The sequence below is a fragment of the Actinoplanes sp. NPDC048796 genome (assembly GCF_040650035.1).
Taxonomy (GTDB): Bacteria; Actinomycetota; Actinomycetes; order Mycobacteriales; family Micromonosporaceae; genus Actinoplanes.
On the sequence record NZ_JBEZGO010000002.1, the window covers coordinates 332251 to 346324 of the forward strand.

Consider the following 14074-nt stretch of genomic DNA (forward strand, 5'->3'; position numbering starts at 1 on the left):
CCTCGATCTCGCCGGACCGGCTCATTCTGTCGGGGTCAGGGCGTCGATGAGGGCCTGGGTGAGCCACTGCTCGTACCGGGCCGGGCTCCAGCCACGGTCGACGACCAGCAGGTCGTACATCTCCGGTGAGATCAGAGCCCAGACCAGGTCGCGGCCGTGGTCGGTGGAGACGTCGGCGCGCAGACCGCCGGTGGCGGCGAGATGCTCGACGATGCCGGCCGCGCCGATGAGTCGTTCCCGCCCGGTTGTTTCCAGGAAGCCGGCCAGGTCGGGGTCGCCGCCCCGCGCGGCGGCCAGCAGCCGGGAGAGCAGCGGCCCGATGCGGGTGCCGATCGTCCGGGCCAGGGCGGCGTAGCGGGCCAGCTTCTCCTGCGGGGTGGCGGCGGCCAGGATCGCCTGGAATTCGGGGCGGTCCCGTATCGGCACCGGTTCGTCGTCGCCGGCCAGCGTGACGTCGTAGGTCTCCTTGAACAAGGCCGCTTTGGTCCGGAAGGCTTTCTGGACCGTCTCGGCGGACACGGCCGCGCGGGCGGCGACGTCGCGCATGGTGACCGCGTTCGGGCCGCGCGCGACGACCAGCTCCCGGGCGGCGTCGAGGATGGCGCGCCGGGTCAGGCGCGCCCGCTCGGCGCGCCGGCTGTTGTCGTATGCCCGACGATCGCTCATTGCCTACCACTCACTCGTATTCAATACCGTATGACAGTAACCGAATAGGAGGTACGCCATGACGACCGGCGACATCCACACCTGCGTCCGCTCCATGCAGCTGATGGCGTCCGGAGATCTCGACGAGTTGTCCGAGGTCGTTCACCCGGAGGCGGTCAACCGCGAGGCGCGCGACGAGCCGCCGGACTGCCGGGTCGCGGGACCGGCCGGCTTCGCCGCCACCGCACGATGGCTGCGGTCCGCCTTCGCCGATCTCACCTTCGAGGTGCACGAGGCGCTCGCCTCCGGCGACCTGGTCGTCGTGCACTGCACGATGTCCGGTCGGCAGGTGGGCCCCTTCGTCACCTACGACGAGCAGGGCCGAGTCGCCCAGGCGTTCCCGCCGACCGGACGCCGGATGGCGGTGACCCAGACGCACTGGCTCCGGATGCGCGACGGCCTCGTCGTCGAGCACTGGGCCAACCGCGACGATCTCGGTCAGGGCGTCCAACTGGGGTGGGTGCCACCGACACCGGTCTACCTGTGGCGGATGGCGCGCGCCCGGCGCCGAGCCGCCCGGGCGGCGTGATCACCGCAGCTCGGCTCGGGCTAGGCCGGGAGCTCCTTGGCGATGACCTTGGAAAGCTCGCGGAAAGCCTTGCCCCGGTGGCTGATCGCGTCCTTTTCGGCCGGGGTCAGTTCGGCGTTCGTCCTCGTCTGGCCGTCACCCAGGAAGATGGGGTCGTAGCCGAAGCCGCCCTCGCCGCGGCGGGCGCGGAGGATCTTGCCAGGCTGGCGGCCCTCGACCAGGTGCTCGCGGCCGTTCGGCAGGACCAGGGCGGCCGCGCAGACGAAGGCGCCGCCGCGCTGCTCGTCGGACACGTCGCTGATCTGGGCGAGCAGCAGGTCGAGGTTGGCGTTGTCGTCGCCGTGCACGCCGGACCAGCGGGCGCTGAAGACACCGGGCATGCCGTTGAGCGCGTCGACAGCGATGCCCGAGTCGTCGGCCACCGTGGGCAGCCCGGTGCGCTTCGCGCCCTCACGGGCCTTGATCAGCGCGTTCTCGCCGAAGGTGAGGCCGGTCTCGGGAACGTCGGGGTAGCCCTCGAAGTCGGCCAGGCCGACCAGCTGGACACGGTTGGTGCCCAGCGACTGGTCGAGGATGCGCTGAAGCTCCACGAGCTTCTTCTTGTTCGCCGTGGCGAGCAGCAGCCGGGCGCTCACGAGGCGAGCGCTTTCTGCTGGGCCGCGGCCAGATCGGCGCAGCCGGCCAGGGCCAGGTCGAGCAGGGCGTCCATCTGGTCGCGCCGGAACACGCCGTTCTCCCCCGTGCCCTGCACCTCGACGAAGTCGCCGTCGCCGGTGGCGACCACGTTCATGTCGACCTCGGCCGCGACGTCCTCGAGATACATCAGGTCGAGGCGGGGCTCGCCGTCGATGATGCCGACACTGACCGCCTGGATGGAGCGGTGCATCACGTTCTCCACCTTGCCGGCCAGGGACTTGCGGCCGGCCAGCCAGGTGACCGCGTCGTGCAGAGCCACGTACGCCCCCGTGATCGCGGCCGTGCGGGTGCCGCCGTCGGCCTGCAGGACGTCGCAGTCGAGCACGATCGAATTCTCCCCGAGGGCCTTCAGGTCGATGCTGGCCCGCAGGCTACGACCGATCAGGCGGGAGATCTCGTGGGTACGCCCGCCGACCTTGCCCTTGAGGCTCTCGCGGTCGCCGCGCGTGTTCGTCGCGCGGGGCAGCATCGCGTACTCCGCGGTGACCCAGCCCAGGCCGGAGCCTTTGCGCCACCGGGGAACACCCTCGGTGACGCTGGCCGTGCAGAGCACCCGGGTGTCGCCGAACTCGACGAGCACCGACCCCTCGGGGTGAATGCTCCATTTACGGGTGAGAGTGACCGGTCGCAGCTGGTCGGCCGCTCGGCCGTCGGGTCGTGCCATGCCCAAACCTTATGCGCAGCGGGCCGGGCGCGCCTCAGCCGCCCCGGCTCCTGTGGATAACTCAGCCGAACCAGCCGGTGAAGGCTTGGTCGGGCCGGGGGATGGCCGGGCGCAGCACCGCCGCCGGCCGCTGCCGGACCGACGGCACACCGGCGACCGCGACGTCGGGCAGGGCGCCGTGCGCGCGCAGGAAACCGTCCACCGCCGCCTGCCAGCCGAAGTGCTCGGCGCGGGCGCGGGCCGCGGCTCGCCGCTCGGCTTCCGGGCGCTCCAGCAGCGTGCGTACCCCGTTGGCGAAGGCCTCGGCCGTGCCCGGAACCGCGACACCGGCGTCGCCGACCACCTCAGGGAGCGCGCTCGACTCGTTGACCACGACCGGCGTGCCGCAGGCGAGCGCCTCGAGGGCGGCCAGGCCGAACGTCTCGACCGGCCCGGGGGCCACCACCACGTCGGCGCTGGCGAGCAGGGCGGCCATCGTCGCGCGGTCGCTGATGTGGCCGGCGAAGCGCACCGGCAGGCGCGCCGCGCGATAGGCCAGGGCGGCCCGCCGTACGCCGTCTCCGGCCACCGCGAGCACGGCCGGCACCTTGTCGTTGCGCAGCACCGCCAGCGCGTCCACGGCCAGCTCGGGCTTCTTCACGCCGGACAGCCGGCTGCAGAAGGCGACCAGCGTCTCGCCGGGCCGGGCGTAGCGGGCGCGGACCGTCTCGTCGGCGCGGCCGGGGTGGAAGGCGTCGAGGTCGACCCCGAGCGGCACCTCGATCAGGTTCGGCGCGCCGATCCGGCGGAACTCGGCCGCGGCGAACGAGGTGGTGCAGACGATCTGGTCGAAGAACTCGGAGGTACGCAGGTTGTACTTGTCGGCCAGCTGTTCGCGTTTGGGCATGCCCCAGACGCCGAGCAGGCCGGCCAGGCTCTCGTGCGACACCATGATCGAGCCGACACCGCGCTGCCGGGCCCAGCTGCCGGTCCAGCGCAGCGTGGTGCGGTCGGAGACCTCGATGCGGTCGGGCTCGAGGTCGTCGAGGAGCTTGGCCAGCTCGCGGCGGCCGGTCATGACCCGGTAGCCGCCGGTACGCGGCAGGGGGGCGCTGGGCAGCGTGATGACGCGGCCCTGACTGGTCATCTTGTCGGAGCGCTCGCGGCCCGGCACGATCAGCACGGCCTCGTGGCCGGCGAGCTGATAGCCCTCACCGAGGTTCCGGAGTGCGGTCCGCAGGCCACCCGTATGAGGGGTCACGAAGTTGGCCAGGCGAACGATGCGCATGCAACAACTCCAAGATCACGATCCGCTGGTGCTTCAGTCCCCCGGCTCAGAGATCGTAACGGGCACCTGGGCGCACGACCTCAACCGGTCCCGCAAATGCGGCCACGGCGGCATCCACAATAGATGCCTCCGAGACCCACGCGGGCACCAGATGGGTCAGCAACAGCCGGCCGACGTCCGCCTTGGTCGCCGCCTCACCCGCCTCGCGGCCGGTCAGGTGCAGGCCGGGAGGGTTGTCGACCCCGTCGGCGTAAGAAGCCTCACACAGAAAAAGATCTGCGCCGGCGGCGAGTCGCAGCAGCGGTTCGCACGGCGCCGTGTCCGAAGAGTAGGCGAGCACGCGCCCTCCGTGCTCGATGCGCACCCCGTACGTCTCCACCGGATGGTTGACCCGGTCGACGGTGACCGAGAACGGGCCGATCGGGAAAGTGCCGGGCTGCAGACCGTAGAACGTGTACACGTCGTCGATCGCCTCGTTCTCCTGGCTGTACGCCGAGGAGATCCGCTCGGCCGCGCCGAGCGGCGCGTAGACCGGCACCGGCGGCAGCGCCCCGGACGGGTCGTAGCGGCGCACCACGATGTACGTACAGGCGTCCAGGACGTGATCGCAGTGCAGATGTGTCAGGACGATGGCGTCGATCTTGTTCATGTCCGAGTAGCGCTGAAGAGCGGAGAGCGAACCCGAGCCGAAATCGATCAGCAGCCGGAAGCCCTCAGCCTCGACGAGGTAGGCGGAACAAGCCGACTCGGGGCCGGGAAAACTGCCGGCACAGCCGAGAACGGTCAGTCGCATGCGGGTCCCTCTGGCTCACACTGGGTCTTACACGCCCCGCCCGACCGGTCCGTGCTGGAGTCGTCAGACCAGTCAATCACGGAGCGAAGCGTACGCCGGGAGCTGCGCACCATGTAAACGTCTGATCGATTTGTCGCTAAATCGACAACGTACATCACACCGCCCGTGACCTCGGCCATTAACGCCATTCCCGTTACGTCCGGTGAGTCGTTCGCGTTGCACGAAGTGACGACTTCAACGGACGGAACAGGCGGAGGCAACACGTGACCACGGCCGAGAGGAGCCGCCCCACGCAGACCGAGGCGGCGGAGATCATGCCGTTCGGTGGCTGGGAGATTACACCGGCTCCGACCGGATTCGGGGACAACGAAACACTCTTTCGTTTTCCGGCACCGGATGATCCCGCGCCGGGCACCGCGCGATTGCTGATTCTGTCCCTGTACGCGACGGCACTGGGCCTGGCGGGCATCGGAGTGGGCGTGCGCGCATTCGTCACGGTGCTGGGCGGTGCCGATTTCTGGTACATGCCGGTGCTGACCCTTTTCGGACTGATCAGCGTCGGACTGGCGGTGGGCTCGTTCCTTTCGATCCACCGCCCGGTCCTCCCATGGCTGCTTCTTCTGGGCGCCACGGGACCACTCGCGATCGACGTGCTGATCGCCGCGCTGTATTAGGCCCAGAGCTGCCCGTCGAGGGCTTCTTCGGCGTCGTTCAGCGTGCCGCCGTAGGCGCCGGTCGACAGATATTTCCAGCCGCCGTCGCAGATCACGAAGGCGACGTCGGCCCGCTTGCCGTTCTTGACCGCGTCGTGGGCCACCGCCAGCGCCGCGTGCAGGATGGCGCCGCTGGAGAAGCCGGCGAAGATGCCCTCGACCTCGACGAGCTGACGGGTACGCAGCACGGCGTCGCGGGTGCCGACCGAGAAGCGGCGGTCGAGCACCGACGCGTCGTACAGCTCCGGCACGTAGCCCTCGTCGATGTTGCGCAGGCCGTACACCAGCTCGCCGTAGCGCGGCTCGGCCGCGACGATCTGGATGCCCTCGACCTTCTCCTTGAGGAACCGGCCGGTGCCCATCAGCGTGCCCGTGGTGCCCAGCCCGGCCACGAAGTGGGTGATCGTGGGCAGGTCCTGCAGCAGCTCGGGACCGGTGGTCTCGTAGTGGGCGCGGGCGTTGGCCGGGTTGCCGTACTGGAACAGCATCTTCCAGTCCGGGTGCTCGGCCGCGATCTGCTTGGCCGTGGCCACGGCCTGGTTCGAGCCGCCGGCGGCCGGCGAGAAGATGATCTCCGCGCCGTACATCCGCAGCAGCTGGACCCGCTCGGCCGACACGTTCTCGGGCATCACGCAGACCAGCCGGTAGCCCCGGAGCTTGGCCACCATGGCCAGCGCGATGCCGGTGTTGCCGCTGGTGGGCTCGAGGATCGTGTCGCCCGGGCGCAGGTGGCCGGACTCCTCGGCATCGCGCACCATGTACAGCGCCGGGCGGTCCTTGATGCTGCCGGTCGGGTTGTGGTCCTCGAGCTTGGCCCAAAGCCGCACCGGCGGCGCCCCCTCGGGCACCGCCGGTGACAGGCGGGGCAGGCCGACCAGCGGCGTGCCCCCGAGCGCGTCGAGGAGGCTCTCATAGCGAGCCATGACGACTACCTTCCGAGCAGCGCGGCGGCCGCGGCGAAGCCCAGGGCGCCACCGGCCACGGCCGGCAGGATGGTGATCGAGTCACCGTCGCTGAGCTTGGCGTCGAGCGCGCCCAGGAAGCGGACGTCCTCGTCATTGACGTAGATGTTGACGAACCGGTGCAGGTTGCCCTCGCCGGTGATCAGGCGGCCCTTGAGGCCGTTGTGCTTGGCGTCCAGGTCGTCGATCAGCTCGGTGAGGGTCGAGCCGGCACCCTCGACGGTCTTGGCGCCACCGGTGTAGCTGCGCAGGATGGTCGGAACGCGGACTTCGATAGCCATGACGGTGAATGCTCCAAAAGGAAGAACGAACTGAGGGCAGGGTCTTCACGTACGAATGTCGTCAGCGACACTCGTAGAAGACCGACACCGGGCTCTGCCCGAACATGTACGACTGCACAGCGCTCGCCATCACGCGTCTACCGTCGCATCCACGATGTTGATCTCTTCCTCGGTCACCACGCCGTCCACTATGCGGAACGACCGGATCTCCTCCGAGTCCGGCTCGCGGGTGGAGACGAGAAGATAATGCGCACCGGGCTCGCCGGCGAAGGAGATGTCCGTCCGCGACGGATAGGCCTCGGTCGCCGTGTGCGAGTGGTAGATGACCACCGGCTCCTCGTCGTTGTCGTCCATCTCGCGCCAGACGCGCAGCTGCTCCATGGAGTCGAACTCGTAGAACGTCATCGAGCGGGCCGCGTTGTCCATCGGGATGAGCCGCGCCGGCCGGTCGCTGCCGATCGGACCGGCGACCACGCCGCAGGCCTCGTCCGGGTGGTCCCGGCGGGCATGGGCGACGATCGCGTCGACGATCGCGCTGTCGATGGTCAGCACGTCGTTCACATTACCGTGAGATTTCGCCGCCCCGAGCGTGGCGGGGCTCACTCTATCTCCGGCAGCGCGTTCAGCAGCGACTCCTGGAGGTAGCCCAGGTACGCGTACACGCTGAGCTGGAAGACACGGCTGGAGCCGGGGTCGCGGACGACGGCCGTTTCCAGCTCCTCGCTCAGATCGGTGTCGGCCCTGATGTCGAGCCGGGTCCCCATGGCCAGCCGCGCGTCGTTGATGGCGCGCAGCCAGGCCTCGGCGGCCTCACCGTCGAGGCGTACCTCTCCCTCGCCCTCGTCGGGCAGAGCCGCGAGAATCGCGCCGGCCTGATCGATCTTGCCGGTTTTGAGTTCGCCCTCGGTGTAGAGGCGGAACTCGGCCGAATCGTCCGGACGGTCCGGATAGATATCGGGGAACAGGCGCGAGACCACGGGGTCGCCGTGATCCATGCCGTCGGTCAGCAGACCGACCACCTCACCGGCGACCTTGCGCAAGACGCGCACCTCGTCGACCGCGAACGTGGCCACACACTGGCTGCCGTTGCGTCGGAACATCTGCCCTCTCCCGCGGTGTTCAGGACCGGTCGACCGTGGCCCAGAGGCCGTAACCGTGCAACTGGTTGGCGTCCATCTCCATGCGCTCGCGCGCACCGATGCTCACCACCGCCTTGCCTTTCGTGTGCACGTCAAGCATCAGAGCTTCGGCCTTTTCCTTGCTGTAACCGAAGAGCTTCTGAAAAACCCAGGTCACGTACGACATGAGGTTGACCGGATCGTCCCAGACGATGGTCACCCACGGCCGGTCGTCTTCCGGTGCTTCTTGGATCTCCGGCGTCTCGACGGGAGCAACCTGAGGCAACGCCATGCCCCCCATGTTGCCACCGGTTTTGCCGCATCGGTGAACCGGAACGCCGAACCGCAGGTCAGCGGGCAGTTCGTAAGGGGCCGTCCGGCGCAATAGGGTGGGTGTGTGAACTCCTTCGCCCCCGCGCTGCTCACCGATCAGTACGAGCTGACCATGGTCAGCGCCGCGCTCAAGGACGGCACCGCCGACCGGCCGTGCGTCTTCGAGGTCTTCGCGCGGCGACTGCCGGGCGGGCGGCGGTACGGCGTGGTCGCCGGCACCGGCCGCCTGGTCGAGCTGATCCGCGACTTCCGCTTCAGCGAGGCCGAGGTCGGCTTCCTGCGCGAGGCGGGCATCGTCGACGAGACCACGGCCGAGTGGCTGCGGAGCTACCGCTTCAGCGGCGACATCGACGGGTACGCGGAGGGCGAGCTCTTCTTCCCCGGCTCGCCGATCATGACCGTCTCCGGCACGTTCGCCGAGTGCGTGGTCCTCGAGACGCTCATCCTGTCGGTGCTCAACCACGACTCGGCCATCGCCTCGGCGGCCGCCCGCATGGTCACGGCGGCCCGGGGCCGGCCGATCATCGAGATGGGTTCCCGGCGTACGCACGAGGACAGCGCCGTGGCGGCGGCCCGCGCGGCCTACCTGGCCGGTTTCGCCTCGACGTCCAACCTCGCGGCCGGCGCCCGGTACGGCATCCCGACCACCGGCACCTCGGCCCACGCGTTCACCCTGCTGCACGACGACGAGCCGGCGGCGTTCGCCTCACAGGTTGCCGCCCTCGGCAAGAACACCACGCTGCTGGTCGACACGTACGACATCGCCCAGGGCATCCGCAACGCGATCGCGGTGGCCGGCCCCGACCTGCGGGCGGTCCGGATCGACTCGGGCGACCTGTCGGTGCTCGCGCAGCACTCCCGCGAGCTCCTCGACTCGCTGGGCGCCACCGAGACCAAGATCGTCGTCTCGGGCGACATGGACGAGTACGCGATCGCCGCCCTGGCCGCCGAGCCGGTCGACATGTACGGCGCCGGCACGGCGGTGGTCACCGGCTCCGGCGCGCCGACCGCGGGCCTGGTCTACAAGCTGGTCGAGGTCGAGGGCCGCCCGGTGGTCAAGCGCTCGGAGAACAAGGCGACCGTCGGCGGCCGCAAGACCGCGGTCCGGCGGCACAAGCCGACCGGCACGGCCACCGAAGAGATCATCGTGTCCCAGGGTGTGCCCGATCATGCCCCGAACGACCGGCTTCTCCAGCGCCCGATCGTCGCCGCCGGCGAGATCGTCGAGCAGCCGGCGTTGCGGGAATCCCGTGAACATCTGCGGCAGTGCCTGATCTCGATACCGTGGGAGGGTCTGAAGCTGTCGGCCGGCGACCCGGCCATTCCGGTCACCATCGTGGGGGTCCCGTGACACGCGCGCTGATCATCGTCGACGTCCAGAACGATTTCTGCGAGGGCGGCTCGCTCGCCGTCGGCGGCGGCGCCGCCGTGGCCAAGGGCATCTCGCTGGTGCTGCGCAAGGCGGGCGCCCGGTGGGACCACGTGGTCGCCACCAAGGACTGGCACATCGACCCCGGCAACCACTTCAGCGACCACCCCGACTACCACGACACCTGGCCGGCACACTGCGTGGTCGGCTCGGACGGCGCCGAGTTCCACCCGGAACTGAGCACCGACCGCATCGAGGCGGTCTTCCACAAGGGCGAACACAAGGCGGCGTACTCCGGCTTCGAGGGGCACACCGAGACCGGGGAGACCCTGGCCGACTGGCTGCGCTCACGCGGCGTCACCGAGGTCGAGCTCGTCGGCATCGCCACCGACCATTGCGTACGGGCGACCGCGCTCGACGCCAAGGCGGAGGGCTTCGACACGACTGTGCTGCTCGAACTGACCGCCGGCGTCGCCGAGGGCACCACGGCGTCGGCCCTGGAAGAGATGCGTTCGGCGCGGATTGAGACGACGGGCACACCGGTCGTCTCGGCGTGATTGTCGTACCCCCGGGGCAGTATGTGTCCCGGAGGTCAGGACCCACATGCTGCTCAAGCCTTACCGCGAGACGCTCGCCCTGCCCGGCATCAAGTCGTTGCTGGCGGTGGCGACCCTCGCGCGCATTCCCATCGCCGCCGGCGCCGTCACCCTCACCCTGCACGTGGTCAACGACCTGGGGCGGGGCTACGGCGCGGCCGGCCTGATCGGCGCCGCCTTCACGATCGGCGGCTCGGTCGGCGCCCCGGTGATGGGTCGGCTCATCGACCGGCGCGGCCTGCGGCTGGTCCTGGTGCTGACCACTGTCGCCGAGGTCCTGTTCTGGACGCTGGCCCAGGCCGTGCCGTTCCCGGTGCTGCTGGTCATCGCGGTGATCGGCGGCTTCCTGGCGCTGCCGGCGTTCTCGGTGGCCCGCCAGGCGATCGCGGCGATGACACCGGAGTCCCAGCGGCTGCCGGCCTTCGCCCTCGACTCGATCACCACCGAGCTGAGCTTCATGACCGGCCCCGCCCTGGGCGTGCTGATCGCCACGAGCGCCGGCGCCCGCTGGGCGATGCTGGCCATCGGCGCCGGCATCCTGGTCTCCGGCGTCGGCCTGTGGCTGCTCAACCCACCGGTCCGGGCCGCACACGAGGCGTCGATCGGCTCCGGCGCGCGGGTACCCCGCCGCAGCTGGCTGACCCCGCGCTTCGTCGCCATCCTGGCCATCACCTCGGCCGCCACCCTGGTGCTGGCCGGCACCGACGTGGCGGTGGTGGCCGTCCTGCGCGAGAACGGCGAACTGGGCTACGCCGGCCTGGTGATGACGCTGTGGGCGTTCTTCTCCCTGCTGGGCGGTTTCGCCTACGGCACGATCCGCCGTGGCCTGCCCCCGATCGCCCTGCTGACCCCGATGGCGGTGGCCACGGCGGTGGTCAGCCTGGGCTCCTCCCACTGGTGGCTGCTGGCCCTGCTCCTGCTGCCGGCCGGCGCCCTGTGCGCTCCTCTGATCACCTCCAGCGCCGACGCGGTGAGCCGTATGACCCCCGCCGCCGCCCGAGGCGAGGCCATGGGTTTGCACAACTCAGCCCTCACGGTCGGCGTAGCCTGCGGCGGCCCGTTGGCCGGCCTGGCCGCCGACACTCTCTCCCCACCGTGGGGCTTCGTCGCCGTCGGCGGCCTGGGCGTCCTGATCGCCCTCCTGGTCCTCCCGGCCGAGCTCCGCCACCGCCGCACGCCCTCTTCGACCGCCACCATCCCCCAGCAGGACACCCCCACCCCTCCCGCAGCCGATCCGGCCCTCGGCGACCTCCCCGACACCCTCGCCTCGGGCTACGCCGGCCCGGCCGACGACCTCCGCACCCCCTCCACCCGCCCCTGATCACCCTCCCTCGCCCCGCCTGCCGACCCCACCAAGCCCCGTCGCCGCATCCCTGACCGTTCACCCTCACCGCGCCGTGCCGCGCCGCCGCGCGGCCCGCCGCCTCGCCGTGCCGCCGCGCCGCCCACCGTCCCGCCCGCCGCCGTGCCGCGCCGCCCGTCCGCCGCCGCCGTGCCGCGCCGCCCCGCACCATGCCGCGCCGCCCGCACCGCACCGCACCGTGCCGTGCCGCCCACCGCACCGTGCCGTCCCGCCCGCCGCCCGCTGCCGCGCCGCCCGCCGCACGGTGCGGTGCCGTGCCGCCGCCGCACCGCACCGTGCCGCCCGCCATCCCGCCCGCCGCCGCGCCATGCCGCGCCGCCCCGTCCGTCGCCGCCCGCTGCCCGCTGCCCGCTGCCCGCTGCCGCCCCGTCCGACGCCGCCCGCCGCCCGCCGCCCGCTGCCCGCTGCCCGCCGCCCGCCGCCCGCCGCCCGCTGCCCGCCGCCCGCTGCCCGCTGCCCGCCGCCCGCTGCCCGCCGGACGCCCTTCGGCGCGATCGGCGGCGTAGCCGACGAGGCTGTAGTGGCGTGAGTCACCAAAGACGCGTGAGAGATTTTCTTATACGGTCCTGAGTTGTACATACGTACAAGTCGGGAGTGTCGTCGTGCCGTACCTCTTCCTGCTGCTCGCCATCTCCTCCGAGGTCGCCGCGACCAGCATGCTCAAGACGACCGACGGCTTCACCCGGCTCTGGCCGACGCTGGCCTGCCTGTCCGGCTACGCGTTCTCGTTCCTGATGCTCGCCCTGACCGTCCGCGACCTGCCGGTAGGCATCGTCTACGCCGTCTGGTCAGCCGTCGGCACAGCCGCCATCGTCGCCATCGGCGCGGCGTTCCTCGGCGAGCCCCTGACAGTGCCCAAAGTGATCGGCGTGAGCCTGATCATCGCCGGCGTCGTCATCGTCAACCTGAGCGGTGCCCATTGACCGCCCCGCCAGCCAACGGCGCGAACTCGAGCCCGGCCGGGGCTCGGCGGCGAACGCAGCGGGCCCGGGATCCCGAAGCTCGTCGGCGCACGCTCGCGACGGCAGCCCTGGAGGTCATCGCCGAGGTGGGGATCGGGCGGACCACTCACCGCGCCGTGGCCGCGCGGGCCGGGCTTCCGCTCGGGTCGACCACCTACTACTTCCCGACCTTGGACGATCTGATCGCGGCCGGGCTTCAGAAAGCCGCCGCTGACCTGCAGCGCGATCTCGACCTGTGGGGCGCGCGCCTGCGCGGGGCCGAGGACCTGCCGAACGCGCTGGCCGAACTCATCGCCGACTATCTCGCCGATCGTCAGCGGGCCCAGATCGAGTGCGAGCTGTACGTGGCCGCGGGCCGCGATGCCGCGCTGCGGCCGCTCGCTCTGGCCTGGCTGAACGGGCTGCGGGAGATCCTTGAGCCCCATCTGGGCGGGGCCGCCGCCAGTGACCTGATCGCCCTGGTCGACGGGGTCATGCTGCAGGCTCTGATCACCGGGCGGGACGTCGACACCCGAGCCCTCAGCGCCACCATCCGACGCCTGGCCGCCACCTAGGGATCAGTCGGTGGGCAGGACCAGGAAGTCGGTGACGAAACTGGTGATCTCGCCGCCGGCGGCGAGGCCCACGTAGGTCGGATAGACGCCGTCGCCCCAGCCGGTGCTGACCGAGATGACGTTGGCTCCGGTGGGCTGGTCGGTGACGCCGCCCAGCGCGCTCGGCGGCGGCGGAAGCTCGTCGGCGATGAAGACCCGCTCGTAGTCGTCGTACGTCCAGTCGCGCAGCGCCCGCACCGCCACCTCGTCGGCCAGTGCGCCGGCGCCCGCCTCGACCTTATAGCCGAAGAAACCGTCGTCCGGCAGGTCCGCCGTGTCCTGGCCGGGGATCAGCGCCATCTCCCACCGGACCGCCGGCCGGTCGTCGATCACGAGCTCCAGCGCCGCCGTACGCGTCTGGGGAAGCCCTCGCTCCGGCCTGATCATCGCCACCCATGCCCGCAACGCATAGATCCCGGGCGTGACCCCGGTGGTGAACGGCTCGGCATCCTCCACGCCGAGCAGAGGGTCGCACCCGACGACCCGGCCGCTCGGGAGGACGACGTTTTCCAAGGTCTGGGTTCCCATGACGTACGCCGAACCGCCGCCCCGGAAAGAAGCCCCCTCCACCAGGAGCGCGGAAAGATCCGGCAGGTAGCTCATGCCCCCTTCTCCCACACCGGCACCGGCGCCAGACCGGCCTCCGCCCGCGCCCGATCGGTGAGCTCCTGCACGAGCGCGGTCTTGGCCGCCGCATAGTCACCGGGATGGACCCCGGCCGCCGCCAGCTCCTTCTTGAACCGCCCGTAGCGCTCCGCCTCGGACGGATGCCTCCGCAGATAGTCCCGCAGGAGCCGCTGATTGCGCGTGGGCCAGGAGTCGGCGGTGACCACGTGCAGGAGGTGACTGCGGGCCGGGCCGTCGAATCGGACGTAGAGCAGCCGGTCGGTCATCCCGTTGTCGTGCGGCCGGTATCCGAGTTCCGCCAGCTTCCCCGCCCGCGAACCGACAGGTTCCAGCCGTGGCGCGGCGGCCATGAGGTCGATGGTCGGCTTGGCCGCCATCCCGGGTACGGAAGTCGACCCGATGTGCTCGATCTCGGTGACCACCCCAGCCAGCACCGGCCGCAGCTCCGCGATCGCGGCCGCCGCCTGCCCCGGCCACCCCGGGTCGTAGTCAACGATCACCGT

Annotated in this window: 18 protein-coding genes and 1 pseudogene; 7 read left to right on the top strand and 12 right to left on the bottom strand. The window is 70.8% G+C overall.

What is annotated here, in order from left to right; all coding sequences use genetic code 11:
* Positions 1-21: 21 nt before the first annotated feature.
* Entirely contained in the window at positions 22-666 is a 645-nt protein-coding gene (locus AB0C26_RS09770) for a helix-turn-helix domain-containing protein (protein ID WP_360244500.1), read from the bottom strand.
* A 58-nt stretch (positions 667-724) separates the two neighbouring features.
* Here AB0C26_RS09770 and AB0C26_RS09775 point away from each other — a divergent pair, with 58 nt between their 5' ends.
* Positions 725-1234 carry an ester cyclase gene (locus AB0C26_RS09775; RefSeq protein WP_360244503.1) on the top strand — a complete coding sequence of 170 codons (510 nt, stop codon included), beginning with the start codon at positions 725-727 and terminating at the stop codon, positions 1232-1234.
* A 20-nt stretch (positions 1235-1254) separates the two neighbouring features.
* Here AB0C26_RS09775 and rdgB read toward each other — a convergent pair whose 3' ends face one another.
* The 4 genes from rdgB to AB0C26_RS09795 all read right to left on the bottom strand — a co-directional run bounded on the left by rdgB (position 1255) and on the right by AB0C26_RS09795 (position 4654).
* Complete coding sequence (gene rdgB / locus AB0C26_RS09780) at positions 1255-1869, bottom strand: RdgB/HAM1 family non-canonical purine NTP pyrophosphatase (protein ID WP_360244506.1); 615 nt, start codon at positions 1867-1869, stop codon at positions 1255-1257.
* The gene (gene rph / locus AB0C26_RS09785) at positions 1866-2594 is read right to left on the bottom strand and encodes a ribonuclease PH (RefSeq protein ID WP_360244508.1); all 729 of its coding nucleotides are present in this window, start codon (positions 2592-2594) and stop codon (positions 1866-1868) included. Before rph ends, rdgB begins: the two co-directional genes overlap by 4 nt.
* A gap of 61 nt (positions 2595-2655) precedes the next feature.
* On the bottom strand, positions 2656-3861 hold the full coding sequence (locus tag AB0C26_RS09790; RefSeq protein ID WP_360244510.1) for a glycosyltransferase: 1206 nt from the start codon (positions 3859-3861) through the stop codon (positions 2656-2658).
* Positions 3862-3907: 46 nt separating this feature from the next.
* A complete protein-coding gene (locus AB0C26_RS09795; protein WP_360244513.1) occupies positions 3908-4654 on the bottom strand; it encodes an MBL fold metallo-hydrolase in 747 nt (248 codons plus the stop codon).
* 263 nt (positions 4655-4917) lie between these two features.
* On the opposite strand from AB0C26_RS09795, the gene AB0C26_RS09800 reads away from it, so the two are divergent.
* Positions 4918-5328: a hypothetical protein gene (locus tag AB0C26_RS09800; protein ID WP_360244516.1), complete on the top strand. Its 411-nt coding sequence runs from the start codon at positions 4918-4920 to the stop codon at positions 5326-5328.
* Here AB0C26_RS09800 and AB0C26_RS09805 read toward each other — a convergent pair.
* The 5 genes and pseudogenes from AB0C26_RS09805 to clpS all read right to left on the bottom strand — a co-directional run bounded on the left by AB0C26_RS09805 (position 5325) and on the right by clpS (position 8020).
* On the bottom strand, positions 5325-6290 hold the full coding sequence (locus AB0C26_RS09805; RefSeq protein WP_360244519.1) for a cysteine synthase: 966 nt from the start codon (positions 6288-6290) through the stop codon (positions 5325-5327). The two genes, AB0C26_RS09800 and AB0C26_RS09805, sit on opposite strands and share 4 nt — an antisense overlap.
* 5 nt (positions 6291-6295) lie before the next feature.
* Positions 6296-6610, bottom strand: coding sequence for a MoaD family protein (locus AB0C26_RS09810; RefSeq protein ID WP_360244522.1), 315 nt, complete (start codon positions 6608-6610; stop codon positions 6296-6298).
* Between the two features lie 61 nt (positions 6611-6671).
* Positions 6672-7162 (bottom strand): annotated as a pseudogene (locus tag AB0C26_RS09815) (M67 family metallopeptidase).
* Between the two features lie 47 nt (positions 7163-7209).
* A complete protein-coding gene (locus AB0C26_RS09820; RefSeq protein ID WP_360244525.1) occupies positions 7210-7710 on the bottom strand; it encodes a DUF2017 domain-containing protein in 501 nt (166 codons plus the stop codon).
* Positions 7711-7729: 19 nt separating this feature from the next.
* A complete protein-coding gene (clpS, locus tag AB0C26_RS09825; protein WP_097319498.1) occupies positions 7730-8020 on the bottom strand; it encodes an ATP-dependent Clp protease adapter ClpS in 291 nt (96 codons plus the stop codon).
* Between the two features lie 105 nt (positions 8021-8125).
* On the opposite strand from clpS, the gene AB0C26_RS09830 reads away from it, so the two are divergent.
* The 5 genes from AB0C26_RS09830 (at position 8126) to AB0C26_RS09850 (ending at position 12905) form a co-directional block, all read left to right on the top strand.
* A complete protein-coding gene (locus AB0C26_RS09830; RefSeq protein WP_360244528.1) occupies positions 8126-9412 on the top strand; it encodes a nicotinate phosphoribosyltransferase in 1287 nt (428 codons plus the stop codon).
* Positions 9409-9987 carry a nicotinamidase gene (locus AB0C26_RS09835; RefSeq protein WP_360244531.1) on the top strand — a complete coding sequence of 193 codons (579 nt, stop codon included), beginning with the start codon at positions 9409-9411 and terminating at the stop codon, positions 9985-9987. The genes AB0C26_RS09830 and AB0C26_RS09835 overlap by 4 nt, the downstream gene beginning before the upstream one ends.
* A 46-nt stretch (positions 9988-10033) precedes the next feature.
* Complete coding sequence (locus AB0C26_RS09840) at positions 10034-11347, top strand: MFS transporter (RefSeq protein ID WP_360244534.1); 1314 nt, start codon at positions 10034-10036, stop codon at positions 11345-11347.
* A gap of 644 nt (positions 11348-11991) precedes the next feature.
* Positions 11992-12312 carry a multidrug efflux SMR transporter gene (locus AB0C26_RS09845; RefSeq protein WP_360244537.1) on the top strand — a complete coding sequence of 107 codons (321 nt, stop codon included), beginning with the start codon at positions 11992-11994 and terminating at the stop codon, positions 12310-12312.
* Positions 12309-12905: a TetR family transcriptional regulator gene (locus AB0C26_RS09850; RefSeq protein ID WP_360244540.1), complete on the top strand. Its 597-nt coding sequence runs from the start codon at positions 12309-12311 to the stop codon at positions 12903-12905. Before AB0C26_RS09845 ends, AB0C26_RS09850 begins: the two co-directional genes overlap by 4 nt.
* Positions 12906-12908: 3 nt before the next feature.
* Here the strand turns inward: AB0C26_RS09850 and AB0C26_RS09855 are convergent, their stop codons facing one another.
* Both AB0C26_RS09855 and AB0C26_RS09860 read right to left on the bottom strand, forming a co-directional pair.
* The gene (locus tag AB0C26_RS09855; RefSeq protein WP_360244543.1) at positions 12909-13547 is read right to left on the bottom strand and encodes a DUF4241 domain-containing protein; all 639 of its coding nucleotides are present in this window, start codon (positions 13545-13547) and stop codon (positions 12909-12911) included.
* Positions 13544-14071, bottom strand: coding sequence for a GrpB family protein (locus AB0C26_RS09860; RefSeq protein ID WP_360244546.1), 528 nt, complete (start codon positions 14069-14071; stop codon positions 13544-13546). The genes AB0C26_RS09855 and AB0C26_RS09860 overlap by 4 nt, the downstream gene beginning before the upstream one ends.
* Positions 14072-14074: the final 3 nt, after the last annotated feature.